This window comes from Roseateles sp. P5_D6, assembly GCF_054049415.1.
This window is the reverse complement of the sequence record NZ_JBFUMK010000004.1, coordinates 60,960-86,590: the sequence shown is the minus strand read 5'-3', so window position 1 is coordinate 86,590 and position 25,631 is coordinate 60,960. Positions and strand designations below refer to the sequence as shown.

The window sequence follows — 25,631 nt, the reverse complement described above, 5'->3', positions numbered from 1 at the left end:
CGGCAGTCTGGGGGCCGGGCGCCGGGGAACCTAGGCCACGGCCGGGCTCAGCAGCCGGATCGTTCCCGCGTCGGCATCCATCTCGGCCGGCGCACCGACCGGCACGGTCAGCTTGCGCTTGATGTGGCCGATGGCCGCACCCCGGTAGACGGGCACGTTCAGCGGCAGGAAGTAGTCGTCGAACACCTCGTCCAGTGTCAGGCTGCCGTAGCCCTCGCCGGGCTCGCATTTGGTGAAGCGGCCGAGCACGACGCCGCTCAGTTGCGACAGCGCGCCGGCCAGGCGCAGCGTGGAGAGGCAGCGGTCGATGCGGTAGATGTACTCGTTGATGTCCTCGAGAAAGAGCAGGGCGCCACGGCAATCGGGGAAATAGGCCGAGCCGGCCATCGACGCCAGCACGGTGAGATTGCCGCCCACCAGCCGGCCTTGCGCCTTGCCGGGGCGCACGGTGGTGATGCGCTCCTCGCGGGCGATCAGGTCGTCCACCGGCTTGACGACAGGGTTGCGCAGCACGGCGGCCTCGGCATTCATCGCGATGGCCTTGAAGCTTTGCACCGAGTAGTCGTTCCATTCCGACACGGCCACGGGGCTGTGGAAGGCGACGAGGCCGGTCTGGCGGTGGATGGCGTTCACCAGGCAGGTCAGATCGCTGAAGCCGCCGAAGAATTTCGGCTTGCGACGGATCAGCTCGTAGTCGAGCTTGTCGACGATGCGGTTGCAGCCCGAGCCGCCGGTCATGGCGAGGATGCCGGCCACCGAATCGTCGGCAAACATGGCGTTGATGTCGGCGGCACGCTGGGCGTCGGTGCCGGCGAAGGGCCCACGGCGTGCGGCGACGAATTCGCCCGGCTTGACCTTGAAGCCCAGGGCCTGCAGCACCTCGACGGCCATCTTCAGCGGCTCGCGCTCGAAGGTGGCGTTGGCGGGGCTGACGAGGCCGATCGTGTCGCCCGGGCGCAGCCGCGGCGCGAGCAATGGCCCGCCCGCGGCGCGCACCGGTTGGGCGGCGGCCAGCAGGCCGGCCGTGGCGGCGCTGAACTGCAGGAGTTGACGGCGTGACGGGTTCATATCGCTCGCAAACAATCAGAGATGAGGGGCTGGCCGCGTGCTCGGTCGCGCGGATTCGACGATTTGCGCGGCATTGTGTGCGCCCTGGCGGCATCAGCTGCCGCGGCCTGTTGCCAGTCGCGTGCAAGGGCAGGCACGGGTGGCTGTCCTCAAGGTGAATTTTTCGGGGCCTTCGAAGGATTGACGCTATGGCCGTAGCCTCGCTATGTTGCGCGATCTGCGAAGAACAAGACGAGGAGAAGCTCATGAAGCATGCACTCACCTGGCTGCTGCTCACGCCGCTGCTGCTGGCCGGCTGCATCAGCACCACCCCCCAGGCCAGCCTGGACGACACCAGGAACTGCACGGCCATGGTGGCCGGGGGCTTTCGCAAGGTGGCCGACGAGCGCGGCGAGCGCTTCAATGGCAAGGTCGGCGAAGAGGTGGCGCGCTGCCGCGGCAGCGACAAGGCCGCGGCCTTCCGCAACACGCCCTATGTCGACTGGTCCAACTACTGGGCCACCGGCGACAAGGCCACGCTGCTGCCGGGAACGAAAGGCGTCGGGAGTCATCTCGGGCCCAACGGCCGCGGCGTCGACGGCGCGCTGCTGGACCTCGAGTACCAGCGCATGGAGCTGATCAAGTTCAACCTGTTCGACAACTCCGGCAGCTTTGCCGACTACGCCCTGGGCCGTGAAGGCGTGGCGGGCGCGGCCGTCAAGACCTGGCCCTCGATGCGGCTGGCGGCCGATTCGCCGTTCTACGCGGCCGTGGGCGGCGACGGGCAGCAGCTCTGCCAGGGTGATCTGATCCGCTGGCGCCAGCTCAGCGGCGTCTGCAACGACATCCGCAATCCCAAGATGGGCTCGGCCGGCGCGTTGTTCGCGCGCAATGTGCAGTTCGAGGCGACCTACCCCGACATCAGCGACGACGCCCTGGCGCGCAACCGCCATGGTGACCGCATCGCGTTGCTGCAGCCCGACCCGCAGCTGATCAGCCGCAAGCTCTTCACCCGCGCGCAGAGCGACCCCGCCAAATGCCGCGACGGGCAAGGCCTGCCCGGCAATCCGGTGGACGCCAACTGCGACTACCAGAAGGCGCCTTTCTTCAACGTGCTGGCGGCGTTCTGGATCCAGTACATGACGCATGACTGGTTCTCCCACATGGAGGAGGGCCGCAACGAACCCAAGTGGATGCCGGTGGGCTGCACGGGCGATGCGGCCAAGCTGGGCTGCCGGCCCGATGATCGCATCGACCGCGCCTTTGTCGCCGACGGCAATGCGCCGCCGCGCTACACGGCGGCTGACGGAACCAAGCCGTTGGCACGCGCCTTCCGCACCCATGCCAACAACAACACGGCCTGGTGGGACGCCTCGCAGATCTATGGCTACAACAACGTCTCGCGCCAGCGCGTGAAGCGCGACCCGGCCGACCCGGCCAGGCTGCTGATGCCGCCCGGCGCACGTGGCGGCGCGGGTGAGGCTCTGGGCCAGTTGCCCGTCTTCGCGGCGAACGACCCCATCCTGCCGCAGTGGGCCGGCCAGGGCGCGGCAGCCTTCCCCGACAACTGGAGCATCGGCGTCGGCTTCTATCAGACGGTGTTCTCGCGTGAGCACAACGCCTTCGTCGCCGAGTTCCGCCGCCGCGCCGCGGCCACGCCGGATGCCGACTCGGGCCTGCGCGACCCGGCGAACCCGACAGCCGTGATCCGCTACCGCGACGTGTCGCCCGACGTGCTGTTCGAGGTGGGGCGCCTCGTCGTCGCCGCCGAGATCGCCAAGATCCACACCATCGAGTGGACGACGCAGCTGCTCTACGACGAGCCCCTCTACCTCGGCATGAACGCCAACTGGGGCGGCCTGTTCGAAGGGCATCCGTTCGTCGAGAACGCCCTCGAAGCCATCGTCGTGCAGAACTATGGCAAGAGCACCGACGCGAAGAAAGCCGGCCAGTGGTATTCGGCCCTGGCCTCGGGGCCGGGCATCTTTGGCCTCGGTGCGCGGGTCTACAAGGACGACAGCTTCTTTGCGCGCCATGACGCCAAGAAGGACGACATCTGGAACCTCGCCAACCCCGACCACGTGAACGGCGGCGTCAACCACTTCGGCTCGCCCTTCAACTTCCCCGAGGAGTTCGTCAGCGTCTACCGCCTGCATGCCTTGGTGCCGGACCTCATCGAGCTGCGCCACTGGGACAGCGACCCCAATCGCATCGCCGCCAAGGTGCCCGTCATCGAGACCTTCCGCGGCAAGGCCACCGGCGCACTGGCCAGCGAAGGCGCGGCCGACTGGGCCCTGTCCATGGGCCGCCAGCGCCTGGGCCTGCTGACGCTGGGCAACACGCCGGCCTTCCTGCAGAACCTGGCGATCCCGCGGCTGCAGTCCAGCACCGGCAAGATCGACGTCGCCGCGCTGGACATCATCCGCGACCGCGAACATGGCGTGCCGCGCTTCAACGAGTTCCGCCGCCAGTATGGCCTGCGCCAGCTGACGAGCTTCGACGACTTCATCGACGCCCGCCTGCCGGCGGATTCACCCGAACGCGCGCGCCAGCAGAAGGTCATCAACGACCTGCGCGGCATCTATGGCCAGCACAAATGCGATGCGAAGAAGGTCATCACCGCCGCGCAGAGGAACCTCGACGGCAGCCCCATCAACGACTGCCTGGGCAAGCCCGACGGCAGCCTGGTGGACAACATCGAGGACGTGGACACGGTGGTGGGCTGGCTCTCCGAGTTCACGCGGCCGCATGGCTATGCGATCTCGGAGACGCAGTTCCAGGTCTTCATCCTGAATGCGTCGCGGCGCCTGTTCAGCGACCGCTTCTTCACCAGCAGTTTCCGCCCCGAGTTCTACGGCAACCTGGGCATCGAATGGCTGATGAACAACGGCCCGACGGGCAAGCAGTTCGAGGCCAAGGAAAGCAACGGCCACCGCATCGAGGTCTCTCCCTTCAAGCGCGTGCTGCTGCGCACCGTGCCCGAATTGGCGCCCGAGCTGGCGCATGTGACCAACGCCTTCGACCCCTGGGCGCGTGACCGCGGCGAGTATTACGGCCTGGGCTGGCAGCCGCGCCGCGGCGCGGAAAGCGACCCCGCATTCCGGTGAACCCCTCGTCCAGTCTCGCCCCGCTGCACGCGGGCGTGCCCAGCCGGTCCCCCGAGGGGACGGCGATGCTTGCGGCATTGAGCCGCAAGCACATCGCCAGAGCGGGCCGGCTAGGGAGCGGCCCGGCGCTCGGCCCGCAAGAACGTCGGTACGTCGACCACTGAGGTGAAATCGGGGGCATGAGCTCAGACCTGCCCCCGCTGCCCCACCTGGCCCCCGGCCGCTACCGTCACTACAAGGGCGGCGAATACGAAGTGCTTCATGTGGCTCGCCATAGCGAGACGCTGGAGGTCGTGGTGTTCTACCGGCCGCTGTACAACGACAGCGGCTGGTGGGTGAGGCCTTACGAGATGTTCACCGGCACACTGGAGGTTGACGGCGTCGTGCGGCAGCGCTTCGAGTGCATCGGCTAGAGACGGTGGCCGGCAGGGGAGGGCGGGTGGATGAATGAAGAAGATCAGGCGCAGGACGCGCCTGCAGGCGGGCCGTTGCTGACGGCTGCGGCGCTGGACGACGGTGCGCCCGCAGTGGGTGGCGCGTCATGGCTGCGCGAAGGCGCGCGCGTGCTGGTGTTCCTCCCGCCGCGATGGGAGGGCCTGGAGGCCGCGCCGGTGACGGTGGCGGCGCCGATCCTGGCGGGCTATCTGCTGCAGTTCATTGCTCAGCGCGTGATGATGCAGGGCGCGCCGATGTTGCTCTGGCAAGGCTTTCTCGCAGGTTGGGCGGGCATCGCCATCATGGCCTGGCTGTGCTGGGTGGTGGCGCGGTCTCGCTCGGCACAAGCGCCAGCGACGCCAAGGCCAGCCACGCTGTTTGCACTGGTTTGCATTGCCGGGCTGATGCTCGGCCTGTTTTCCGGCGGTGTCTTTCTTGGGATGCGAGCCGCGCTCGATCCGTTTGAGAGCTGGCCCCTGAGCCTGCAGCTGACGGCATGGCTGGTGCCCTTGTGCTGGGCTGGCCTGACGCAGCTCGTGCTGCTGTGGCGGGCGGCGGGTTCCGGGCTGGCGCGTGGTGCTGCCCTGTTGCTGGTCCCTATCCCGCTGATGCTGAACGGCTGGCTCGCGCCGCCGACATTCTGGTGGGCCGAGCCAGTGGCCAGTGCCGAGGCGGACGCCGAACCCGAGGTCGGGTTGCCGTTGACCGACGAGACCATAGGCAGGCAAGCGCAGCTCGTCGCTGTTGCATTGCAGGGCCTGCGACCACCGCAGCCGGGCCGGGTCAACGTCTACGCAGCGACTTACGCGCCCAACGCCTCGGAAGACGTCTTCATGCGCGAGAGTGCCACCGTTGCCAAGACGATGCGCGAACGCTTCGGCGCGGACGGTCGTCTGGTGGAGCTGGTGGCCAACCGCGCCACCACTGACACGCTGCCCTGGGGCACGCCGGCCAACCTGCGCCAGACCATCGCCCGCATGGCCGCGGTGATGGACCGCGACCGGGACGTGCTCTTTCTGCACCTGACCTCGCACGGCGGCCGCGACGGCAAGCTGGCCAACGACACCTGGCCGCTGAAGACCGAGCCCGTCACGCCCGACCTGCTCAAGCGCTGGCTGGACGAAGCCGGCGTGCGCTGGCGCGTGATCTCGGTGTCGGCCTGCTACTCGGGCAGCTGGATCGCGCCGCTGGCCGGCGACGGCACGCTGGTGATGACGGCGGCCGACGCGGACCACACCTCCTACGGCTGCGGCAAGCGCTCCGAGCTGACCTTTTTCGGCCGGGCGATGTACGAGGAGGCGCTGCGCAAGACCTGGTCCTTCACCGAGGCACATGCATGGGCCCGCCAGGTCATCGAGGTGAGGGAGAAGGAGGCGGGCAAGAGCGACGGCTATTCCAACCCGCAGATCAGCGAAGGCGCCGGCATCCGCGCTGTGCTCGAGCGCCTGGCGGACGAGCGACGGGCGCGCTGATCACGCCACCCGCGTCCAATCCATAGCCCAGTCCATCACCCAGGTCTTGCCGCCGTCGCGCGACGCGGCCTGCTGCCAGCGGCAGCTCGTCGGCGTGATGCGGTCCCAGACGCTCCGGTAGAGCACGGGCTTGCCGTCCTCCTCGGACTGCTCCTGGAAGATGCCCGCCCCGCCTTCGAAGCTGCCTGGCAGACCTTGTGCGCCCAGCTCGCCCGAAGCGGCGTTGACCCAGAAGTCCGACCACTGAGCCTTCTTCATGTCCAGCAGCCGCAGGCCCATGCCGCCGAACTGCCGTGCTGGGATGCGCAGCTCCTCGACGCTGCAGACGCCGGCCAGGATGGCGTGCACCGTGGCCTCGCCCTCGAAGACATCCCAGACACCATTGCGACGCCTGTGGTTGAGGATCTTCCAGCGGCCGCTCAGGAAGTCAAAGTCGCCGGGCTTGCCGGGCGTGCGCGTGGTGGGCAGGGCGCCCGTCATGGCCGGGCCGGGCTGGGGTTCGGCGGGTTCGGCAGGTGCGGCCCTGCTCGGCGTCAGCGCAAGGGCTGCGGCAGCTTGCAGCAGGCGGCGGCGTTCGGAGTTGTCGGTCATGCGCATCTCGTGAGTGAGTGGAGGTGGCGCATGCTGCGCGGCATGACATGACAATCGGCGTCATGTTTTGCGGAACATCATCCAACCTGGACTCGGCAGTCGGGCGCGCCCGAGGGGGTGGCGAGGCGGGCCGCGGGCAAGGCGCGCCGACGATGTGGGCTCAAGCCCACAAGGAGAAGCAACGCAGCCGGCGGCCCGAAGCGCCGAACCAGCGGACGTGCAGCGCCTGGCAACGAAGTGGTGAGGGTGGAGGCCACGGCCACTTCATAAAGCGCCGAGGTTTTTGATGAGTAGCAAGCGGCCAACTGCCGAGTCCAGGTTTCAAGCATGCGCGCCAGCCGACTCCTCTCCATCCTGATCCTGCTGCAGCTGCGCCCGCAGATCACGGCGCCGGCGCTGGCGCGCGAGTTCGAGGTGTCGGTGCGCACCATCCTGCGCACCATCCTGCGCGACATCGATGAGCTGTCCGCCGCCGGTGTGCCCGTCTATGCCGAACGCGGCCGCAGCGGCGGCTTCAAGCTGCGCGAGGGCTTTGCAACACGCCTCAACGGCCTGCTCGGCGACGAGGCCCAGGCCCTGCCGCTGCTGGGCCTGCCGGGGGCGGCCAGCGAACTGGGCCTGGGCGGTGCCTCGCAGCGGCTGCGGCTCAAGCTGCAGTCGGCGCTGCCGGGCGAGTCCGCCGCGCTGGCCGGCCGGTTGCAGGCGCGGCTGCATGTGGACCCGCTGGACTGGTACCAGGGCGGCGAGCCGGCAGCGCACCTGCCGGCGCTGGCCCAGGCGGTGCTGGAGTGCCGCCGCGTCGAACTGCGCTATCTGAGCTGGAAGGGCGAACGGGATTGGCGCGCCGAGCCGCTCGGCCTCGTGCTCAAGGGCGGCAGTTGGTATGCCGTCGCACGGGCCGGGGCGCGCACGCTGACGCTGAAGGTCGCCAACATCCAGTCGCTCAGCGTCGGCGAGGAGAGCTTCGAGCGCCCGGCTGACTTCGATCTGTCGACTTGGTGGCAGGCTTCGCTGCAGCGCTTTGAGAGGGAGTTGCGGCCCGAGGTCGCCGTCATCCGCATCACCGCCGAGGGCCGCCGGCGGCTGGCCGAGAAGGGCAGCTATGCCGCCCAGGCCGTCGCTGCCGCGGTGCCCGAGAAGCCGGCGGGGCCGCAGCGTTGGGCCAGGGTCAAGTTGCCCATCGAGAGCGTGGACCAGGCGGCGCGGCTGGTGTTGTCGCTGGCGCCGGAGGCTGAAGCAATGGGGCCGGCGGAGGTGAGGGCGAGGGTGGCGGAATGGGCAGGAGAGTTGGTGCGGCGTCATGCAATGGCATAGGCAACTCGCTGCAGTGCCATCAGGCGGAGAACTTGTAACTTCGCGCCGCTTTTGCCGATGTTTTATTGGCATAGTCATTGCCCATCAAACACTTGCAACGGCTGCTCCGGTTTTATGCAGCAGTGGCTGTCGCCCTAGAACACGTTCCCTTGATCTTCTGCTGCAGAAAACCTAACAGGATAAAGCGACGACTGTATGTTTATACAGCATCGAAAAACTGCTAGCTTGCGCTGCGTAGCTGGCGCGCACGCCCAAGCGGGCTTGGTGCGGACGAGCCAGCAACGCAGCGTGAACGTATCAGCCTTGCGTAGGCTGTTTTGCGCACAGAGTGGTGAGCTAAACCCCGTCGGAAAGTGCCCCGCAGAAGCTCCAGAGAACCTGCCACTAGAACGGACGCCACTGCGTGGCGCCGCTCACCTTCCACGTTGAACAGCAATGGCTACATCCGTGCCTGAACGCGCGAACGACTATCGACCACCAGAAACTCGGGCTGAGCTTGAAAGCCGCTACGCCGCGGGAGAGCGCTGCTTTCCGGAAACCGATCTGAGTGACGCCGATCTGTCGGGCGTGCAGCTAGATGGCGCTGACTTTGAAAAGCATTCGTGGTTCCACAGCGCCAACTTTGCTGGCGCCAGTTTGCGCGGCACGAGCTTTCGGGAATGCAACGTCAAGTGCGCCGACTTCTCCAACGCTGACCTCACGGGTGCCATATTCGAGCTCGCTTCAATCGAGTCGATCAGGGCAACGGGTGCCGTCCTCAGAGGCGTTAAGGTCAGAGGCGCCACCTTCTACGGCTGCGAGTTGCCCGATGGTGCGGAACTGCCGTCGTGGGAGTGGCAATGAATGCCGTCCAACCTTTCGCTGCAGCGGACGGCTCCGCCGTCCGCTGAGCTCGCGCGTTAGGCGGCATGGAAGCCAAGTTCATCGAACCGACCATCGCGAGTCGCGTCAAGCTGGCGCTGTGCGTGGTCTTCGGAATCGCTCTGTCTGTCGCCATGGATCGCTGGTGGGATCCATTCATGGAATTCGTCAAGGGTCTTCCCACATGCGAGTCACTGCCTTGGTATCGCGGCATCATCATTGCCTTCGTCCTCTTGTTCCTATCGGCGGGCTTCTCAGCCTCGCGCGCCGCAATCCTGACGCTTCGTTCCGGTCAGTCCCCTTTTCCCGGCGCCTGGGTGTGGTCCCGAACCAAGGTCCGAACGGGTTGGAAGGCAAGAGTCGATGGGTGGGTTTTCGCCCTTCTAGCGCTCGTTTGCTTCTCAGGGCCCGTCGTGGCAGGGTATCTTCTCCGCGTCAATGTCATCTTCTGCTGGCCAGTCTCATGCGGCTGCTAAATCCTCATTCACGCCTGCCGCCTAACCTTTCACTGCAGCAGACGGCTTTGCCGTCCGCTGAGTTTGCACGCTATCCAGCATGAACACGCGGCGCGTCCACGACCTGATGAGGCAAAAGTTTCCGCCGATCGGACATGCACGTCGGGAATGGGCGGTCGTCGCCGACAGCGACCAAATCGAAGCTCTCCTGACTGAGTACGTTCGCTCGTCAGAGGCATTGGTGGAAGTCCATCGGAAGCTGGGTGCGCTGTTGCCCATCGGCGAGGCCGCCCGCTTCGCGGCAACTCACATCGGGGAAGGCGAGATCCGCATTGCTGATCGCGAGTTCAGCGGCTTCGTTGTTATTGCGCAGAACGGGGTCGCCACTGGGTGGCGCATGCCGGACAACCCTTTGCTGCAGCGGACGTTGGGCGCCATGAGAACCGTCTACTCTTTGAGAAGCGATCCCGGCTTGGCGAGCATGCAGGCTGCCTCGCAAGGGGATGGTCCCCATGGGCTGAAGCAGACTCATGGACTCGTCGGCTCGGCTGACTGGTGGGAGCAAGTCGACAAGGGATCGCTGCCAACAAACACGACCAGCGGAACCGTCATTCATTTCTGGCCCGGCCACCACGGCGATTGGCCCGAAATCGAACTGCGTGAATCGGGCGGAGCATCTTCAAACTGGGGCTGTCTTATCCCCGCGCTAGAGGCTACGCAGCACTTTATGCTTGACGCTCAAGTTGAGATTGACCACGTCGAGCAAGAGTTGAAGGCCCCCTTCAATGGGTCTACTGCAACATGCGTGGTCACTGCCATCCGTGTGGCCCAACCGGGCACTGCAGCGGACGGCCTCGCCGTCCGCTGAGCTCACACGTCAGAGCGCATCAATGAAATCCTACGCAACCATCGCTCGCCGAGCGGTACGCATCCTCGGGCACCCAAACAGTGGGTGGTCGCCCGCAGATCCTGATGACGATAACGCGCTGGAGATCGAGTTTCGATTCGAGATCACAGACGATGGAAACAAGAACTTCTTGCTTGTTTGCCATTCGTTGGATGGGCGCTATGCCGCCGATACCTGGCATGAAACCCTTGAGGAGGCCGTTGCCTGTGCACAAGACTCCTATGACATCGCGCCATCGGAATGGATGATGTCTGGGCCCACCACCTAACTGAGTGAGCAGGCCGTGACGCAGACCGGCGCGTCAGGCGAGTTATGCCTTCCCTACAAGCCATGGAGCCATTTGCTTGACGAGCATCACCTTTGAATCTGCCAACCAGCCGGAGGTCATCGCCCTCATCGCCGAGTTGGACGCCTACCAGGACACCCTTTATCCGCCCGAAGCCCGGTATGCCTTGGACCTGGCTTCGCTGACCCAGCCGAACGTCGTCTTCGCCGTGGCCCGGGATACGGTGGGGCGGGCCGTGGGCTGCGGCGCAGTCGTGCTGACCCCGGAGTTCGGCGAGCTCAAGCGCATGTTCATCAGCCCGGCGGCACGTGGCCAGGGGCTGGCCCAGCGGCTGCTGTCCGAGCTGGAAGCCGAAGCGGCCGCTCGGGGTTGCAGGCTGGTGACGCTGGAGTCGGGGCCCTACCAGCTCGAAGCGCTGGCGCTGTATGCCCGATGCGGCTACGTTCGCCGCGGGCCCTACGGCGGCTATGCCGACGATCCCTTGAGCGTCTTCATGGAGAAGCGCATCGACGTCAAAGCACCCGCGGCAGATCCCGCCTGACCGCCACGCGGTCGCCGAAGTCGAAATGCCACCACTCGGTGGTGATGCCGTGAAAGCCCGCCTCGCGCATCGCTGCGCGCAGCCAGCCACGCTCCACAAGGTGTTCGGGCGTCAGCGCGCCCAGGGCCAGGTGCTCGGCCTCGTGGTCGGGGTGGGAGGCCAGCGTCATCTCGTCGAAGCCGCTGCCCATGTCGACCTCGCGGCCTTGCGGGTCGAGCAGCGTCAGGTCCACGGCCATGCCAAAACTGTGGATGGAGCCGCGCTCGGGGTGGGCGAGATACATCGTCAACGGCGTGCCCTGCAGCTCGTCCCACAGGCGCTGCTGCACGCGCTGGGGGCGCAGGGCGTCCAGCACGAGCAGGCGGTAGCCGGGGCGGCGCTCATGCAGCCAGGCGGCGGCCTGCTCCAGCGCGTCCGCGGCCTCGCGGCGCAGCCAGGCGCAATCGATGCCGGCGTAAACGGAATGGCCGACGAAGTTGTCGGCCGTCGCGTAGCGCAGATCCACGGCGATGCCGTGCTGCAGCGACGCGAGCGGGCGGAAGTCCGAATGCGAGGCAATGTCTTCGATGCGAATCACGGCAGTCGAGAAAGGTGTTCGTGCGCAGCGGCCGTGATGAACTTGACCAGGCGGCGCGAGGCCTGGCCCAGCGGCGCGCTGGCGGCGCTGAGCAGATAGAGCTGCACCGGCACGGTGGGTGACAGCGGCCGCACGCGGACCTTGCTGGCGTCGGCGCTGGCGGCGGTGAAGGGGTCCACCAGCGTCATGCCCACACCGGCCTCGACGAGGGCGCGTGCGAGCTGGTAGGTCTGCACGGTGATGCGGCTGGCCAGCGGCTGGCCCAGGGCCTCGCCGGCGTGGTGCAGCAGGCCGGCGAGCGGGTCGTCGCTCTGCAGGCCGACGATCTCGGTGCGGATGTCGGCCAGGCCCAGCGGCCCCTCGCCCTTGGCCTCGGGGCTGCTCAAGGGGCACAGGGCAACCATGGCGCCGCTGGCGATGACCTCGGCCTTGATGCCGGGATGGCGCGGGTCCTGCAGCGACAGGGCCAGGTCGGCCTCGCCGAGCAGCAGCGCCGAGACGATCTCGCGCGTGTGATGGGTGGCCAGCGAGCAGCTCGCGTTCGGGTAGGCCTTGCACCAGGGCGTCATCGCGGCCGGCACGATGGCCATCGCGAGGGCTGGTGTGGCAACGAGGCGCACCTGCTCGCTCTCGCCGCTCTTCAGGTTGGCCGCCAGGCGGCGGATGCCGACGAGATCGCGGTTGAGCTTGTCGATCTCGACGAAGAGGCGCTGGGCTTCGGGCGTCGGGTAGAGCTTGCCGCGCACGCGGTCGAACAGGGCCATGCCGAGCTGCAGCTCGCAATGCTGCAGCACCTTGGTCACGGCGGGCTGGGAGATGTGCAACAGCTGGGCGGCACCGCTGATGGTGCCGGCCTGCATGATGGCGTGGAAGACTTCGATGTGGCGCAGCCTCACTTGCGATACACCCCTTCGAAGTTCACTGAGCCGTTGGGCGCCATCTTGAAGCCCACCACGTCCTTGCGGATGGGGATGTAGACGGTGGAGTGGGCCATCGTGATCCAGGGCCGCTCGTGCTTGAAGATCTCCTGGGCCTTCTCGTACAGCGCGACGCGCTTCTTCTGGTCGGGCGTCGCGCGGGCTTCGTCGATGAGCTTCTCGAATTCGGCGTTGCAGAACTTGATGCCGCTCTTGTTGGCCGCGCAGCTCAGGTTGGGCGTCAGGAAGTCATCGGCGTCGCCGGTCTCGCCGCTCCAGCCGCTCATGTAGACGTTGTGCTCGCCGTTGTTGGCGCGCTTGAGGTACTCGCCCCATTCGAAGGTCTTGATGTTCGCCTTCACGCCGATCTTGGCCCAGTCCTGCTGGATGAGCTGGGCCATCAACTGGCCGTTCGGGTTGGTCGGGCGCTGCACGGGCAGGGCCCAGAGGTCGATCTCGAAGCCGTTGGGAAAGCCCGCCTTGGCCAGCAGCGCCTTGGCCTTCGCCGGGTCGAACTCGTTCTTCAGCTTCTTGTTGTAGCCGGGGATGGCCGGCGGGAAGGCGCTGACGGCCTGCATGGCGTCGCCGCGCGGGAACAGGGCCTTGAAGATGGCGTCGCGGTCGACGGCAATGTCCAGGGCCTCGCGCACCTCGCGCTTGTCGGTGGGCGGCTTCTTCAGGTTGAAGCTCAGGTAGGAGATGTTGAGCGCCTGGATCTTCTCGATGCTGATGTTGGCGTTGTTCGCCAGCGGGGCGATGTCGACGTCGCGCAGGGCTGCCGTTACATGGCATTCGCCGGCGGCGATCTTCTGCACGCGCACATTGGGCTCACGGCTGATGCTGAAGACCAGATTCGACGTGGGCTGCTTGCCGCCCCAGTAATCTGGGTGCGCTTCCATACGCAGCACGTCGTCCTTGGCATAACTTTTGAAGCGAAAGGGCCCCGCGCCGACCGGCTGCACATTGATTTGCGAGGCCTTTCCTTCCTTCAGTAGCTGCGCGGCGTACTCGGCGGACTGGATGCCCGCCCAGGCGAAGGCGAAGTTTGCGACGAATGTCACATTGGGCTGACGAAGCCGGAAACGAATTGTGCGGTCGTCGATTTTGTCGATGCCCTCGATCAGCTTGGTCAGTCCAAGGTTCTGCGGGTAGATGAAATTTGCCGGAAACGCCCTGTTGAACGGGTGGTTGGGGTCGATGAAGCGTTGAAAAGTGAACAGCACATCATCTGCATTGAGGTTGCGGGTGGGCCTGAACCAGGGGGTGGTGTGGAACTTCACGCCGTCCCGCAATCTGAAAATGAAGCTCTTCGCGTCGGGCGAGATTTCCCAGCTTGTGGCGAGCTTGGGGGTCAGCTCCGTCGTGGGTCGTTTGAAGCCAAGCAACCCGTCGAACATCTGTGCGCTGACCGTGTTGGTGCTAGCGCTGTCCCACATTCCAGGGTCAAAACCTTCCGGACTGGCGTCGGCGCAGTAGATCAGCGGCTTGTTTTGGGCTTGCACCGCAGGCGCGCTGGCCAGCGCAACCAGGGTCAGCAGGGCGAAGTGCAGGGGCTTCATGACGGTGGCTTTTCAGAGGGAGAACGGGCGGGAATTGTTTGGAGCACGACCCGTCGCGGCAAGGGCGGTGAAGGTCGAGACGCATAACCCAAACTTATACCCTCCGCGCCCCCTAGTTCGTAACGTTTAGCCACGGTCCCGTCAGGGCCTGCCATCAGAATCCGTTCCGCCCCCTAGGCCACCCCCCTAGTACCGAAGTGCAGCGACGTTCGCTGCTAAGGATTGCTTTTCCATGACTGACCCCCAGCGCCGTAAATTCCTCCAGTATTCAGCCGCTCTTGGCGGAGCTGTTCCCTTGGCCGGTTGCGGTGGTGGAGGGGGAGAGGCCATGGCCGAGGCGACTGCGTCGGACGGAGCGACCGTCACTGCTTCGGTGATCAAGCTGCCCACGACCGCTCCTGCCCCCGCACCCGTTCCGGCTCCGCCCCCGGCTCCAGCTCCGGCCCCCGCACCTGTGGCCACTCCGACGCTCGGCCTGTTTACTGGCGCGATGCAGTTCAGCTTGGTCAGTACCAAGACGCAAGCCAAGGCGCCCTTCAGCCTGGGCTTCGCCTTCAAGCGCGGCGACATCCCGGCGGGCAGCACGGTGGGCTCTAGCCTGTCTGTGTTGCAGGTCACACCACGTACGACCTGGCCTGACGGCTCCCTGAAGTTCGCCCAGATCGCCGGCTTTGCCGACCTGACGGCCAACAGCTTGCTGACCGTGCGGCTGCGTCGCGTTGCAGCCAGCGCTGGCAGCGCTGCGCTGCTGACCGTTGCGGACCTGAAGAAAACTGGCATCACCGCCGAGGTTGGCGCCGGCAGCCTCGGCACGGCCAGCTTTGGCGCTGCCGACTGGGATGCGCCGCAGGCCACCTGGGTCAGTGGCGCGCAGATGTCGTCCTGGGTCTTCCGCAAGCCGGTGGGCAGTGACGCTCACCTGGTGGCCTGGTTGGAGGTGCGCCTGTTCGCCGGCGGCGCCGTCGAGATCCTGCCCTGGATCGAGAACGGCTACCTGATGGTGGCGGGCCCGACCAGCAAGGCGGCGACCTACACCTTCAAGATCAATGGCACGCAGCGTTTCTCGGCCACCATCGACCTGTCCCACCATTGCCGCACGGCGCTGATCAACGGCACGGCCCTGTCCTACTGGCTAGGCACCGACCCCGACGTGACGCCGCGCCATGACCTGGCCTATCTGCAGGCCACCGAGCAGGTGCCGACCTACAGCGCCCGCGTGGACGCCAATGGCGCCGTCGCCCAGTGGCTGGTGACCAGCTACACGCCGCTGGACAAGGCCAATTTCACCTACGCAGGTGACTCCATGGCGGCCACCGGCTACCAGGAACCCATCGGCCTGCTGCCGATGCATGACGCGCTCTATCTGACCTGCGAAAGCAGCAACACCTATGCGGCCGTCGTGCGCAACGGCTTCGCCGCCGGTCGCTATCCGCTGTTCTACCGCGACGAGAAGACGCAGCGCCCGATCCGCTTTTCCCAGTACCCCAACCTGGTGTTGCACAAGGACAGCCGCGTCAGCGACCTCGGCAGTTCGACGCGCAGCCAGTTCACGCCCCAGCCCACCGGCACGCAGTCGCCGCGCTGGGACTGCGCCCACAGCCCCTCGGTGGGTTATATGGCCTATCTGGTCACGGGGCGCTGGTACTTCATGGAGCAGGTGCAGTTCGCCGCCACGCTGAACTACCTGAGCAAGGCCGACGAGCCCAATATGCGCCGTGGCTCGCAAGGCCTGGTGCAGTCCTGCTTCGGCGGCTGGCAGACCCGTTCCGCTGCGTGGCAGTGGCGCGCTCTGACTCAGGCGCTGAACGTGACGCCGGACGACGACACCACGCTGCGCCAGGAGTTCATCAACTGCGTGCAGTCCAACATCGAGAACTTCCACGCCGTCTACGTCGCCCAGCCCAACAACCCCTATGGCTGGATCCAGCCGGGCGAAGGCTACGAGAACACCATGCAGTTCGGTGCGGTCTGGCAGCAGGACTTCGTCACCGCCGCCTTCGGCTACTCGTTGTCCATGGGCCTGCCGGTACCGGCGGCCGTCGAAACCAAGCACGCGGCCTTCTTCCGCTGGAAGGCGCGCAGCGCCGTCATGCGCCTGGGGCCGGTCACCGGCTTCTGGTACGTGAACGCGGCCGTCTACACCATGAGCATTTCGCCTGTTGCGGTGCCCGACTTCCAGACCGGCAAGGGCCCCTGGCATCTCAACGATGCAGCTGTCTACCTGGCCAGCTACGCCAGCCAGCCCGCCTGGTTTGGCACCGTGGAAGGTAAGCTGGCCGGTGAGATCATGCCGGGTGATCGCGCGGCATGGGGCAACCTGACGACGGCCATGGCCTATGCAGTCAGGCATGGCGTCGACGGCGCCGCCACCGCCTACCAGCGCCTCATTTCGGCCAGCAACTATCCGGCGCTGCGAGATGCCTTCAACAGCGCGCCGGTCTGGTCGGTGGCGCCGGCGCGGGTCATTCCAAGCTGGCTGGCCAGCAAGCCCTTGAACACCTGGTTCGAGATCCCCGGCACGGCTGGCGCCGGCGGCGCGGCAGTCGATGCCTACAGCGGCATCGCCATCAACGACCGAACCAGCGAAATCATCATCGCGGCGGCCGGTGGCCACACCGACTCCTACGACAACCGCGTCGTCTCCATCAGCCTCGCGTCGGACACGCCGACCTGGAAGGTGCGCCTGGCGGCCAGCAAGAGCTACGCGCAGAACGTTGCCCACTACACCGATGGCATGCCGTCGTCGCGCCATCTCTACAGCACGGCTCATTTCATTCCGCAGATCAACCGCCTGATGCTGTTCGGTGCGCGCGGTGTGTACGGTTCATCCTGGGACTTTGCCAAGGTCGACGCCTTCAACCTCGACACCAACACCTGGGACAAGGCCGGCACCTGGGCCGACATGCCCTCGGGCTATTACGGTGCTGCGCAGATCCGCGCGACCGGCGAGGTTGTCAGCACTGGCCTGAAAAAGTGGTCGCCCGTCGATAAGAAGTGGACGGACCTCGTCACCAACCCCGTGGGTGACGCGGTGCGCTGGCCCATCGCCTTCGATGCGCGACGCAACCAGATGTTCTGCCTGCAATGGGGCGACGGCCAGGGCTTCGACCCGCAGCGCATGGTGGCCAGCCGCGTTCCGCTGGGCAGCGGCCAGCAGATCGCCGTCACATTCAACGCCAGCAGCGCGCTGACGCAATGGCAGAACGAAAAGCCGAGCTATGCGGCGATGGACTATGACCCGGACAGTGACCGCTTCCTGTTCTACAGCGGCCAGGGCGAAGCGGCGGGCCGCGTCTATGTCGTCACTCCCAATGACAGCAATGTCTGGGACATGAGCCTGCTCAACGGCGGCAGCCAGAAGATCGCGCCCACCCCCGACAACGGCAGCGGCCTGCAGAACCGCATGCGCTACGTGCCGGCTCTGCGTGGCTTCGTGCTGCTGACGCGTGGCAGCGCCAACCTCTACTTCCTGCGCACGGCCTGACATGCAGCCCCTCGTCCGGCCGCACACCGCTGAACGCGGTGCGACCGACCGGTCTTGCAGACCGCGCTGCGGCAGTGCCGCAGCCCTTCGGCAGGCACATGGCGCCCACTGGGCGCCATGTGTCCGGCCTCAGCCCCCGGGGGGGACGGCGATGCTTGCGGCATCGAACCGCAAGCACATCGCCAGCGCGGGCCGGCTCGGGAGCGGCCCAGCGCTCGGCCCGCAAGATGTCGACCCCGTCGGCTGCGGCACCGGCACTGCGCCGCGGACAACTGAAGGTGGCGGCAGAATCGGTCCACGATGTGGGCCGACTTCCAACCGCTAACCGTTCAGCGCGACGGCGTCACGCTGTTCGCCCGCCAGGGCGGCCCGTCGGCATCCGGCAGACCGCCCTTGCTGCTTTTGCACGGCCACCCGCAGACCATGGCGATGTGGCACCGGGTTGCGCCCACCTTGGCGAAGACGCGACGCATCGTGCTGATGGACCTGCGCGGCTATGGCGACAGCGACCGCCCACCGGCCGGTGAGGGCAGCGCGGCCTATGCCAAGCGAGAAATGGCGCGGGATGCCATCGCGCTGATGCAGTCCCTGGGCCATGAGCGCTTCGCCGTGCTCGCCCATGACCGCGGCGCGCGGGTGGCCCACCGGCTGGCGCTGGACCACCCCCAGGCTGTGACAAGACTGATGCTGCTGGACATCGCGCCCACGCTGGCCATGTACGAGGGCACGACCGAGGCCTTTGCGCGTGCCTACTGGCACTGGTTCTTCCTGATCCAGCCGGCGCCGCTGCCGGAGCGCCTGATCGAGGCTGATCCGATCGCCTATCTGCGCGACGGCATGGGCCGGCGGGGCAGCGGCTTCTTCGACAAGCGGGCCTGGGCGGAATACGAGCGCTGTATGGTGCGACCGGGTTCGGCCGCGGGCGTCTGCGCCGACTACCGTGCCAGCGCCGGCATTGATCTCGAACACGACCGTGCCGACCGTGCCGCGGGCCGGCGTGTGACCCCGCCGCTGCGCGTGCTGTGGGGTGCCAATGGCGTGGTGGGTCGTTGCTTTGACCCGCTCAAGCTCTGGCAGGCGGCGGCCGAACACGTCAGCGGCCGCGCCGTTGACAGCGGCCACTACATCGCCGAGGAAGTGCCCGAGGTGGTGCTGGCCGAGGCGCAAGCCTTTTTCAACGAGGATTAAGGGCTTTCGAGGCCATTGCCCGAGCTGCGACATGGTCTTGGCGCGTTGATTCCTATCGTAGGAATGCTCGCAAATCAGGGTTTCCTGCGCGTCAACGGTTCACGCGCCAGGAGCCAGCGAAAATAGCGCCATGAAGTCCATCGCCCAAACCCCCAAGTACAGCCGCGCCCAGGGCCTGCCCGCCCTGCTCCAGCAACGCATCGCCGTGCTCGACGGTGCGATGGGCACCATGATCCAGCGCTACAAGCTGGTCGAGGCCGACTACCGCGGCGAGCGCTTCAAGGACCATCACAAGGACCTGAAGGGCAACAACGAGATGCTGATGTTCACGCGGCCCGACGTGCTCAGCGAGATCCACGAGCAGTACCTGGCCGCCGGCGCCGACCTGATCGAGACCAACACCTTCGGCGCGACCTCGGTCGCCCAGGAGGACTACGACCTCGCCGGCCTGGCCTACGAGATGAACGTCGAGGCCGCCAAGCTGGCCCGCGCCGCCTGCGACAAGTACTCGACGCCCGACAAGCCGCGCTATGTGGCGGGCGCCCTGGGCCCTACCCCGCGCACCGCGTCGATCAGCCCCGACGTCAACGACCCGGGCGCGCGCAATGTCGACTTCGACACCCTGCGGGCCGCCTACTACGAGCAGGCCAAGGGGCTGCTGGAAGGCGGATGCGACCTCTTCCTGGTCGAGACCATCTTCGACACGCTCAACGCCAAGGCCGCCATCTTTGCGCTGGACGAGCTGATGGAAGACACCGGCGAGCGCCTGCCCGTCATCATCTCCGGCACGGTGACCGACGCCTCCGGCCGCATCCTGTCCGGCCAGACGGTGACCGCCTTCTGGCACTCGGTGCGCCACGCCCGGCCCATCGCCATCGGCCTGAACTGCGCACTCGGCGCCACGCTGATGCGCCCCTACATCGAGGAGCTGTCCAAGGTGGCGGGCGACGTGGCGGTGAGCTGCTACCCCAACGCCGGCCTGCCCAACCCGATGAGCGACACCGGCTTCGACGAGACGCCGGACGTGACTGCGCGGCTCGTGGGCGAGTTCGCCAAGGCCGGCTTCCTGAACATCGCCGGCGGCTGCTGCGGCACGACGCCCGACCACATCGCGGCGATTGCCAAGGCCGTGTCGGCCTACAAGCCGCGCGTCAGTGGCGAGAAGTTCTTCAGCCAGATGCTGGCGGCGGCCTGAGCCTCAGGAGGCGCGGTTCGGCGCGCTTGCTGGCTTGGCGCTGCGCCGCGGGCTCTCGCTGAATTCCGCCGGCGGCTTCATCAGCGCCGGGTCGGGCTCACCCCGCTTGAGCTTCTCCAGCCGGTAGTTCTGTTCGCCCATCCGCGGGTCGGCGTCGCGGCTCTGCACGGTCAGCATCAGCTCGGGGCTGCGCCAGACCTCGCGGGTGCTGACGATGGGCTTCTCGTTGCCGATTTTGCCGGCCTCGATGGTCCAGGTGGTGCGCTCGCCGGTGACCTTGAGACCGTCGATCTCCTTGGGCGCCAGCGCCGTCGTCGTGCCGCCTTCGCGCGGCAGCATGCCAGGCAGCAGCAGCGGCATGGGCGGCACAGGGGGCGTGGGCACCATCAGCGGTGTGGGTGGGGCGGGCATGGCAGGCGGCGCGGGCAATTCGCTGGCGCGGATGACGCGCAGCTCACGGCGACGCTCGACGGCGCTGGCACCCGGTGCGGGTGTTGTCATCAGCTCCTGCTCGATGACGATGCCCGGCTCACCGGCCATCGCCCGGGCGCGCACGCGCTCCGCATCCACGCTGCGGGCGCGCTCGGCGACCCGACCTCCCCATTCCTTCCAGCGCGCCGCCTGTTCCTTCATGCGCTCGCCCCAGTCCTGCATCGAAGCTTCCCAGGCGGCATGGGCCGCCGCGTCGGCGCCAGGCGCCCAGGCCGCGTTGCTGCGCAGTCGCTGCACGCGCTTCTGGTCGGGGTAGACGACCCAGCTCTCCTTGGACACCGGGTCGTTCAGGTAGATGACCTTGGGGCCGCCTTCGCGCTGCACCTCGCGGCGAGTGCGGCCCTCGCCGTCGCGGCAGAGCTGGCTTTGCTGCTTGCGCACGATGCGGTTGCCGTCACCCAGCGTCTGTACGTTCTCGTGCACGGCGGTGGCGCAGTAGGGCGCGCCCCTGACGACGCGCTCGCTCTCCAGCTCGCGACCGGCGAAGCTCAAGGCCTGGTCGCCCAAAGCGATGCGCACGGGCATGTCGGACAGGGCGATCTGCACGCTGCGCTCGATATCCCGTTCGAAATCGCGCTCGATCAGGCGGTCGGCCTCCAGCGCGGTGGCCGAGGCCGCCAGGGCCAACAGCGCCAGGCCGGTGATGGATGTCTTCATGTCGTTCTCCGTCGTCAAGTCAATTCAGGATGCGCACGGCCAGCACCTGGCCGCTCGGGTTCAGCATCAGTTCGGCGCGCACCGTTTCGTCGGCGCGTGCGGCGTCAAAGGGCAGGCCCAGCAGCGCCAGGCGCTCGCGCGGCAGTTCGGTGGGCTGCAGCCACACGGCGGCGCTGCGTCCGGCCGTCAGCGCGGCCTGGAACTCGCGCTCGGACACCAGCGGGATGAAGCCGCTGCCGGCCGTGGCGGCCTGGGCGGTCTGGCTGCCCGGCGGGTCGAGCAAAAGCATGGCGCTCAACAGCACGGCGGCCGTGGCGCCGAGTGCGCCGCTGCCCCAGGCGAGGCGGCGCAGCCAGCGCGGCTCATGAGCTTCTGCCGTCTGGGCCGCCGTGCGGCGCGCGCGCTGCAGGTGCTGCTGCTCGGTGAGGCGGGCCAGTACGGTGGCGTCCTGTTCCGCGCCGGGTTGCAGCTTGGAAAAGTCCGCGCGGGCCAGCCGCAGCCAGGCTGGCGTGTCGTTGTCGATGCTCATGGTCGTTCTCCCACGGCCAGCAGGTCGGCCAGCCGCTGGCGGGCGCGGTGCAGGCGGGTGCGCAGCGCGTCGGCGCTGACACCGGCAATCGCCGCGGCGTCGTCGTAGCTGCGCTCCTGCAGGTCCACCAGCACGATGGCCTCGCGCTGCGGCCAGCTCAGCCGGCGGATGGCGGCCCAGAGGCCATCCTGCTGCTGGTTTTGATTCAAGCGCGTGTCGCTGCCCGGCATGGGCTCGGCGGTGTCGTCGGTGTCGAGCGAGTCGTCCAGCGACACGTGGCGGCGTGCGTCGCGCCACTGGGTCAGCAATTGGTGCCTGGCCATGCCGGCGAGGTAGGCGCCGAGCGAGCCGCGGCCGGGCTGGTAGGCCTGCGGGCCGCGCAGCAACTGGGCAAAAGCCTCCTGCACGGCATCCAGTGCCGTCGCTTCGTCGCCGGCCAGGGCCAGTGCATAACGGTAGACCGAGCCGCTCTCGCGCCGGTAGAGCAGGGCCAGCGCATCGGCATCGCCATTGGCCACGCGGGCCATCAGGGCGGCCTCGTCCCCTGACGCCGAAGCGGCCGGCGCGACAAAGCCGAGGCGGGTCAGCCAGCTCATTCCGGGCAGCATGGTGTGAGGGCCTGCGGGGTTTGCATGCCTCTATTGAGCGTGGGCAGGCCCTTTCGTTACTCCGGACAAACCCGCCGTCACTTTCAGCACAGGCCCGGCGCGGCATGATGCTGCGCACCGAAAAAAGGAGAACGCCGCCATGTTGAAGCTGCAAGGCATTGACCACCTCGTGCTGCGTGTCATCGACCTGGACACGATGGTGCGCTTCTACGTCGACACGCTGGGCTGCTCGATCGAGCGCCGCCAGGACGAGATCGGCCTGGTGCAACTGCGCGCCGGCCACTCGCTGATCGACCTCGTGCCGGTGGCCGGCAAGCTCGGCCGCATGGGCGGCGCAGCGCCCGGCGCCGAGGGGCGCAACATGGACCACTTCTGCCTGCGCGTCGAACCCTTCGACGCGGCAGCCATCCGTGCCCACCTGGCTTCTCACGGTGTCGAAGCCGGCAAGACCGAGAGCCGCTACGGCGCCGAAGGCGAGGGGCCGTCCATCTATCTGAGCGACCCCGAAGGCAATGTCGTCGAACTCAAGGGCCCGCCCGGGAGCATCACATGAGCATGAAACCACTGACCCGCGCCATCGTCTGGGGCGGCCTGCTGGCCGGCACCGGCGACCTGATCTTTGCGCTGAGCTACTACGGCATGAAGCTGCGCGTTTTCCAGGGCGTCGCCGCCGGCCTCATCGGCCGCGAGGCGGCCTTTGGCGGCGGGCCGGAGACCTTTGCGCTGGGCGTGGCGCTGCACTACGGCATCGCATGGATCTGGGCCGCCATCTTCTGCGTGGTGGCGCTGCGCCTGCCCGTCCTGCTGCGCAATGCGACCGCCGCCGGCCTGGCCTACGGCTTTGTCGTCTACTTCGGCATGAACAACGTCGTGCTGCCGCTGTCGGCCCTGCACACGCCGTTCTGGCCACCCAAGCTGGATGCGGCGGCGATTGCGGCGCATTGCTTCGTCTTCGGGTTGCCCATCGCGCTGGCGGCGCGGCGTTGTCTGCTGGGCCCGCCAGTGCGTTGAAACCTGGCGCCGGCAGAATTGCCGCCATGCCCGTCCTGCCCACCAAGCTGCCGAACACCGGCACCACCATCTTCACCGTCATGTCGGCCCTGGCCGCCGAGCATGGCGCCGTCAACCTCGGCCAGGGCTTCCCGGACTTCGATGCCGACCCGGCGCTCATGCAGGCCGTCACCGACGCGATGGCCGCCGGCCACAACCAGTACCCGCCGATGACCGGCGTGCCGGCGCTGCGCCAGGCCGTGGCCGCCAAGCTGAATGCGCTCTACGGCTCGGCCTACGACGCGGACCGCGACATCACGATCACGGCTGGCGGCACGCAAGGCCTGATCACGGCGTTGCACAGCTGCGTTGGCGCAGGTGATGAGGTCATCATCATCGAGCCAGCCTACGACAGCTACGACCCGGCCATCCGCCTGGCCGGCGCGGTGCCCGTCGGCGTGCCGATGACTCTGGACTACCGCATCGACTGGACGGCGGTACGCGCCGCCATCACGCCGCGCACGCGGGCGCTGGTGATCAACACACCGCACAACCCCAGCGGCCGCATCGCGACCGCCGAGGACCTGCGCGAGCTGGAGCGCATCGCCGAAGCGCACGACCTCTTCATCGTCAGCGACGAGGTCTACGAGCACATGGTCTTCGACGGCGCGCCGCATGAGAGCGTGGCGCGTTATCCGGGTCTGCGCGAGCGCAGCTTCCTCGTCAGCAGCTTTGGCAAGACTTTTCACGTAACGGGCTGGAAGGTCGGCTTCGTCGCCGCGCCGCCAGCGTTGAGCGCGGCCTTCCGGCGCCTGCACCAGTACACGGTGTTCACGGTCCACACGCCGACGCAGCACGCCATCGCGGCCTACCTCGCCAACCCGGCCCCCTGGCAAGGCCTGAGCGACTTCTATCAAGCCAAGCGCGATGGCTTCCGCGCCGCGTTGGAAGCCACGCCGCTGAAGCTGCTGCCCTGCGAGGGCACCTACTTCCAGACGGTGGACTACAGCGCGGTGTCGGATCGGCCCGAGCTGGACTTCGCCAAATGGCTGACCACCGAGGTCGGCGTCGCTGCCATCCCGTTGTCGGTCTTCTACCAGCAGCCGCAGGAGCGAGGGCATGTGCGGTTCTGCTTTGCGAAGCGGGACGAGACCTTGGCACTGGCGACGCAGCGTTTGCAGCGCGGCTTGCCCCGCTGAAGGGCGCCCGTCCCTGGCGCTGGCACGCTCCGTGCAAACCCGAGGTCACATGACCGGCACGCCCGCTGTACGAGGCGTCGGTCGAGAACCAGTTCACGGAGTCCTTCATGTTGCACCACACGCGTGCGCTTACCGATGCACCAAAGCGGGCGTCTGCTGCACCCAAGCAGACCGCGGGCGAGCTGTTCGGCAAGACCATCAACCTGTCGGGCCGCCGCCGCTTCACGTCGCAGCGCGTCGTGCTCTATGCAGTGCTCGCCTCGCAGGGCCGCGACGGTGCACTGACCATTGCCCGCGACGCACTGACCACCTTCGGCGACGCGCATGGCGCGCTGCTGCAGGGCGAGCTGTCACCCGACGCGCTGGGCGGCGAGCTGAAACAGGCCTATTTCGGCCCTGACCGCGCCAACGAGCGCATCGTCGGCTTCATCGAACTGGCCCGGCGCGCCATCGAGGCCATCTCGGCCAGCGCACACAGCGCACCGGCCCTGCTTGAGGAACTCGTCGAGGCCGCGACGCCGTTGCTCGCCACGCTGAACCGGTTGACCCAGATCTATGAGGACCTCGCCCGCCAGCAGGCCGCCTCGGCCAAGAAACAGCTGACGGCCGTCATGGGCGACATCGAGCTCATCGCCAGGCATGCGCGCATCGTGTCCTTCAACGCGCAGGTCGTCGCGGCGCGGGCGGGAACATCGGGCCGCGAGTTCGCGGTCGTGTCGGGCGAGTTCACGCAGATCACCGGCAAGCTGGACGGCCTCGTGCGCGAGGCCGTGAGAAGCGCGGTGGCTTGATCGGTCAGGCGGTAGGTCGCAGCGGGCAGCTCGCGCCTGTCTCGGGAGTCTCGGCCAACCGCATGGACAGCTCGGCCCTCAGCCCCTGCAACGCCGCAATGCGCGCGTCGATGTCTGCCAGCTTGCGCGCCAGCGCTGCCCGCAGCGCCGGGCCGGCCTCTTCACCCTGGGCGAGCAAGGGCATGTCGGCCGCGATCTCGGTCAGCGTGAAGCCCAGCTGCTGGGCCGTGCGCACATAGCCCAGCCATTGCACGGTCTCCTCGGGGTAGTCGCGGTAGCCGTTGTCAGCGCGGCGCGCCTGCAGCAGCCCGCGCTTCTCGTAGAAGCGCAGGCTGTCGCGGCTCAGGCCGGTCAGTGTGGAGAGGGTGCCGATGAGCATGGGGCATCCGAAATAGCTTGACCTTGGAGTGTGGTCCAAGGTCGAGCATG

At 67.3% G+C, this 25,631-nt stretch carries 24 protein-coding genes; 15 read left to right on the top strand and 9 right to left on the bottom strand.

Going from position 1 to position 25,631, the window contains the following annotated elements; all coding sequences use genetic code 11:
- Nucleotides 1-30: 30 nt before the first annotated feature.
- The gene (locus ACXJKM_RS06240; protein WP_056192060.1) at nt 31-1,068 is read right to left on the bottom strand and encodes a S66 peptidase family protein; all 1,038 of its coding nucleotides are present in this window, start codon (nt 1,066-1,068) and stop codon (nt 31-33) included.
- Between the two features lie 245 nt (nt 1,069-1,313).
- Here ACXJKM_RS06240 and ACXJKM_RS06235 point away from each other — a divergent pair, with 245 nt between their 5' ends.
- The 3 genes from ACXJKM_RS06235 (at nt 1,314) to ACXJKM_RS06225 (ending at nt 6,061) form a co-directional block, all read left to right on the top strand.
- Nucleotides 1,314-4,154 carry a peroxidase family protein gene (locus tag ACXJKM_RS06235; protein WP_457351022.1) on the top strand — a complete coding sequence of 947 codons (2,841 nt, stop codon included), beginning with the start codon at nt 1,314-1,316 and terminating at the stop codon, nt 4,152-4,154.
- A gap of 179 nt (nt 4,155-4,333) precedes the next feature.
- Nucleotides 4,334-4,567, top strand: a complete 234-nt coding sequence (locus ACXJKM_RS06230; RefSeq protein WP_457351020.1) for a DUF1653 domain-containing protein — start codon at nt 4,334-4,336, stop codon at nt 4,565-4,567.
- 30 nt (nt 4,568-4,597) lie between these two features.
- Nucleotides 4,598-6,061 (top strand): C13 family peptidase, encoded by a 1,464-nt coding sequence (locus tag ACXJKM_RS06225; RefSeq protein ID WP_457351018.1) that lies wholly within the window; start codon nt 4,598-4,600, stop codon nt 6,059-6,061.
- On the opposite strand, the gene ACXJKM_RS06220 is transcribed toward ACXJKM_RS06225, so the two are convergent.
- Nucleotides 6,062-6,652 carry a hypothetical protein gene (locus tag ACXJKM_RS06220; RefSeq protein ID WP_457351016.1) on the bottom strand — a complete coding sequence of 197 codons (591 nt, stop codon included), beginning with the start codon at nt 6,650-6,652 and terminating at the stop codon, nt 6,062-6,064.
- A gap of 327 nt (nt 6,653-6,979) precedes the next feature.
- Here ACXJKM_RS06220 and ACXJKM_RS06215 point away from each other — a divergent pair, with 327 nt between their 5' ends.
- The 5 genes from ACXJKM_RS06215 (at nt 6,980) to ACXJKM_RS06195 (ending at nt 11,016) form a co-directional block, all read left to right on the top strand.
- Nucleotides 6,980-7,966 carry a helix-turn-helix transcriptional regulator gene (locus ACXJKM_RS06215; RefSeq protein WP_457351014.1) on the top strand — a complete coding sequence of 329 codons (987 nt, stop codon included), beginning with the start codon at nt 6,980-6,982 and terminating at the stop codon, nt 7,964-7,966.
- Nucleotides 7,967-8,413: 447 nt separating this feature from the next.
- Nucleotides 8,414-8,809, top strand: a complete 396-nt coding sequence (locus ACXJKM_RS06210; protein ID WP_457351012.1) for a pentapeptide repeat-containing protein — start codon at nt 8,414-8,416, stop codon at nt 8,807-8,809.
- 573 nt (nt 8,810-9,382) lie between these two features.
- On the top strand, nt 9,383-10,150 hold the full coding sequence (locus ACXJKM_RS06205; protein ID WP_457351010.1) for a hypothetical protein: 768 nt from the start codon (nt 9,383-9,385) through the stop codon (nt 10,148-10,150).
- 22 nt (nt 10,151-10,172) lie between these two features.
- Nucleotides 10,173-10,457 carry a hypothetical protein gene (locus tag ACXJKM_RS06200; protein WP_457326247.1) on the top strand — a complete coding sequence of 95 codons (285 nt, stop codon included), beginning with the start codon at nt 10,173-10,175 and terminating at the stop codon, nt 10,455-10,457.
- Between the two features lie 76 nt (nt 10,458-10,533).
- Nucleotides 10,534-11,016 carry a GNAT family N-acetyltransferase gene (locus tag ACXJKM_RS06195; RefSeq protein WP_457351008.1) on the top strand — a complete coding sequence of 161 codons (483 nt, stop codon included), beginning with the start codon at nt 10,534-10,536 and terminating at the stop codon, nt 11,014-11,016.
- On the opposite strand, the gene ACXJKM_RS06190 is transcribed toward ACXJKM_RS06195, so the two are convergent.
- The 3 genes from ACXJKM_RS06190 to ACXJKM_RS06180 are packed head-to-tail and all read right to left on the bottom strand — an operon-like array spanning nt 10,988 to nt 14,069.
- Nucleotides 10,988-11,593, bottom strand: coding sequence for a M15 family metallopeptidase (locus ACXJKM_RS06190; RefSeq protein WP_457351006.1), 606 nt, complete (start codon nt 11,591-11,593; stop codon nt 10,988-10,990). The two genes, ACXJKM_RS06195 and ACXJKM_RS06190, sit on opposite strands and share 29 nt — an antisense overlap.
- On the bottom strand, nt 11,590-12,489 hold the full coding sequence (locus tag ACXJKM_RS06185; protein ID WP_457351004.1) for a LysR family transcriptional regulator: 900 nt from the start codon (nt 12,487-12,489) through the stop codon (nt 11,590-11,592). The genes ACXJKM_RS06190 and ACXJKM_RS06185 overlap by 4 nt, the downstream gene beginning before the upstream one ends.
- Complete coding sequence (locus tag ACXJKM_RS06180) at nt 12,486-14,069, bottom strand: ABC transporter substrate-binding protein (protein ID WP_457351002.1); 1,584 nt, start codon at nt 14,067-14,069, stop codon at nt 12,486-12,488. The genes ACXJKM_RS06185 and ACXJKM_RS06180 overlap by 4 nt, the downstream gene beginning before the upstream one ends.
- Before the next feature lie 490 nt (nt 14,070-14,559).
- On the opposite strand from ACXJKM_RS06180, the gene ACXJKM_RS06175 reads away from it, so the two are divergent.
- From ACXJKM_RS06175 to ACXJKM_RS06165, 3 genes are all read left to right on the top strand, one after another.
- Nucleotides 14,560-17,553 (top strand): hypothetical protein, encoded by a 2,994-nt coding sequence (locus ACXJKM_RS06175; protein WP_457351000.1) that lies wholly within the window; start codon nt 14,560-14,562, stop codon nt 17,551-17,553.
- Nucleotides 17,554-17,853: 300 nt separating this feature from the next.
- Nucleotides 17,854-18,741, top strand: a complete 888-nt coding sequence (locus ACXJKM_RS06170; RefSeq protein WP_457350998.1) for an alpha/beta fold hydrolase — start codon at nt 17,854-17,856, stop codon at nt 18,739-18,741.
- A 130-nt stretch (nt 18,742-18,871) separates the two neighbouring features.
- The gene (locus ACXJKM_RS06165; protein WP_457350996.1) at nt 18,872-19,936 is read left to right on the top strand and encodes a homocysteine S-methyltransferase family protein; all 1,065 of its coding nucleotides are present in this window, start codon (nt 18,872-18,874) and stop codon (nt 19,934-19,936) included.
- Nucleotides 19,937-19,939: 3 nt separating this feature from the next.
- On the opposite strand, the gene ACXJKM_RS06160 is transcribed toward ACXJKM_RS06165, so the two are convergent.
- From ACXJKM_RS06160 to ACXJKM_RS06150, 3 genes are read right to left on the bottom strand one after another with little or no spacing between them, the layout of a single operon-like run.
- Nucleotides 19,940-21,085: a hypothetical protein gene (locus ACXJKM_RS06160; protein ID WP_457350994.1), complete on the bottom strand. Its 1,146-nt coding sequence runs from the start codon at nt 21,083-21,085 to the stop codon at nt 19,940-19,942.
- A gap of 19 nt (nt 21,086-21,104) precedes the next feature.
- Nucleotides 21,105-21,614, bottom strand: a complete 510-nt coding sequence (locus ACXJKM_RS06155; protein ID WP_457350992.1) for a hypothetical protein — start codon at nt 21,612-21,614, stop codon at nt 21,105-21,107.
- The gene (locus ACXJKM_RS06150; RefSeq protein ID WP_457350990.1) at nt 21,611-22,210 is read right to left on the bottom strand and encodes an RNA polymerase sigma factor; all 600 of its coding nucleotides are present in this window, start codon (nt 22,208-22,210) and stop codon (nt 21,611-21,613) included. The genes ACXJKM_RS06155 and ACXJKM_RS06150 overlap by 4 nt, the downstream gene beginning before the upstream one ends.
- Before the next feature lie 151 nt (nt 22,211-22,361).
- Between ACXJKM_RS06150 and ACXJKM_RS06145 the strand changes: the two genes are divergently transcribed.
- The 4 genes from ACXJKM_RS06145 to ACXJKM_RS06130 all read left to right on the top strand — a co-directional run bounded on the left by ACXJKM_RS06145 (nt 22,362) and on the right by ACXJKM_RS06130 (nt 25,202).
- Entirely contained in the window at nt 22,362-22,775 is a 414-nt protein-coding gene (locus ACXJKM_RS06145; RefSeq protein WP_457350988.1) for a VOC family protein, read from the top strand.
- Nucleotides 22,772-23,233 carry a hypothetical protein gene (locus ACXJKM_RS06140; protein WP_457350986.1) on the top strand — a complete coding sequence of 154 codons (462 nt, stop codon included), beginning with the start codon at nt 22,772-22,774 and terminating at the stop codon, nt 23,231-23,233. The genes ACXJKM_RS06145 and ACXJKM_RS06140 overlap by 4 nt, the downstream gene beginning before the upstream one ends.
- Before the next feature lie 26 nt (nt 23,234-23,259).
- Nucleotides 23,260-24,411 (top strand): methionine aminotransferase, encoded by a 1,152-nt coding sequence (locus ACXJKM_RS06135; RefSeq protein WP_457350984.1) that lies wholly within the window; start codon nt 23,260-23,262, stop codon nt 24,409-24,411.
- A 107-nt stretch (nt 24,412-24,518) separates the two neighbouring features.
- A complete protein-coding gene (locus ACXJKM_RS06130) occupies nt 24,519-25,202 on the top strand; it encodes a methyl-accepting chemotaxis protein (protein ID WP_457350982.1) in 684 nt (227 codons plus the stop codon).
- 4 nt (nt 25,203-25,206) lie between these two features.
- Here the strand turns inward: ACXJKM_RS06130 and ACXJKM_RS06125 are convergent, their stop codons facing one another.
- Nucleotides 25,207-25,581, bottom strand: a complete 375-nt coding sequence (locus ACXJKM_RS06125; RefSeq protein WP_056192111.1) for a MerR family transcriptional regulator — start codon at nt 25,579-25,581, stop codon at nt 25,207-25,209.
- Between the last annotated feature and the right edge of the window lie 50 nt (nt 25,582-25,631).

Bases quoted from the DNA above. Each gene is read 5' to 3' on its own strand.
- ACXJKM_RS06165 (WP_457350996.1), top strand. From the start codon at position 18,872: ATGAAGTCCATCGCCCAAACCCCCAAGTACAGCCGCGCCCAGGGCCTG.
- ACXJKM_RS06235 (WP_457351022.1), top strand. From the start codon at position 1,314: ATGAAGCATGCACTCACCTGGCTGCTGCTCACGCCGCTGCTGCTGGCC.
- ACXJKM_RS06225 (WP_457351018.1), top strand. From the start codon at position 4,598: ATGAATGAAGAAGATCAGGCGCAGGACGCGCCTGCAGGCGGGCCGTTG.
- ACXJKM_RS06240 (WP_056192060.1), bottom strand. From the start codon at position 1,068: ATGAACCCGTCACGCCGTCAACTCCTGCAGTTCAGCGCCGCCACGGCC.
- ACXJKM_RS06150 (WP_457350990.1), bottom strand. From the start codon at position 22,210: ATGAGCTGGCTGACCCGCCTCGGCTTTGTCGCGCCGGCCGCTTCGGCG.
- ACXJKM_RS06140 (WP_457350986.1), top strand. From the start codon at position 22,772: ATGAGCATGAAACCACTGACCCGCGCCATCGTCTGGGGCGGCCTGCTG.
- ACXJKM_RS06130 (WP_457350982.1), top strand. From the start codon at position 24,519: ATGTTGCACCACACGCGTGCGCTTACCGATGCACCAAAGCGGGCGTCT.
- ACXJKM_RS06175 (WP_457351000.1), top strand. From the start codon at position 14,560: ATGCAGTTCAGCTTGGTCAGTACCAAGACGCAAGCCAAGGCGCCCTTC.
- ACXJKM_RS06155 (WP_457350992.1), bottom strand. From the start codon at position 21,614: ATGAGCATCGACAACGACACGCCAGCCTGGCTGCGGCTGGCCCGCGCG.
- ACXJKM_RS06220 (WP_457351016.1), bottom strand. From the start codon at position 6,652: ATGACCGACAACTCCGAACGCCGCCGCCTGCTGCAAGCTGCCGCAGCC.
- ACXJKM_RS06125 (WP_056192111.1), bottom strand. From the start codon at position 25,581: ATGCTCATCGGCACCCTCTCCACACTGACCGGCCTGAGCCGCGACAGC.
- ACXJKM_RS06145 (WP_457350988.1), top strand. From the start codon at position 22,362: ATGTTGAAGCTGCAAGGCATTGACCACCTCGTGCTGCGTGTCATCGAC.
- ACXJKM_RS06205 (WP_457351010.1), top strand. From the start codon at position 9,383: ATGAACACGCGGCGCGTCCACGACCTGATGAGGCAAAAGTTTCCGCCG.
- ACXJKM_RS06170 (WP_457350998.1), top strand. From the start codon at position 17,854: ATGTGGGCCGACTTCCAACCGCTAACCGTTCAGCGCGACGGCGTCACG.
- ACXJKM_RS06215 (WP_457351014.1), top strand. From the start codon at position 6,980: ATGCGCGCCAGCCGACTCCTCTCCATCCTGATCCTGCTGCAGCTGCGC.
- ACXJKM_RS06230 (WP_457351020.1), top strand. From the start codon at position 4,334: ATGAGCTCAGACCTGCCCCCGCTGCCCCACCTGGCCCCCGGCCGCTAC.
- ACXJKM_RS06200 (WP_457326247.1), top strand. From the start codon at position 10,173: ATGAAATCCTACGCAACCATCGCTCGCCGAGCGGTACGCATCCTCGGG.
- ACXJKM_RS06180 (WP_457351002.1), bottom strand. From the start codon at position 14,069: ATGAAGCCCCTGCACTTCGCCCTGCTGACCCTGGTTGCGCTGGCCAGC.
- ACXJKM_RS06160 (WP_457350994.1), bottom strand. From the start codon at position 21,085: ATGAAGACATCCATCACCGGCCTGGCGCTGTTGGCCCTGGCGGCCTCG.
- ACXJKM_RS06135 (WP_457350984.1), top strand. From the start codon at position 23,260: ATGCCCGTCCTGCCCACCAAGCTGCCGAACACCGGCACCACCATCTTC.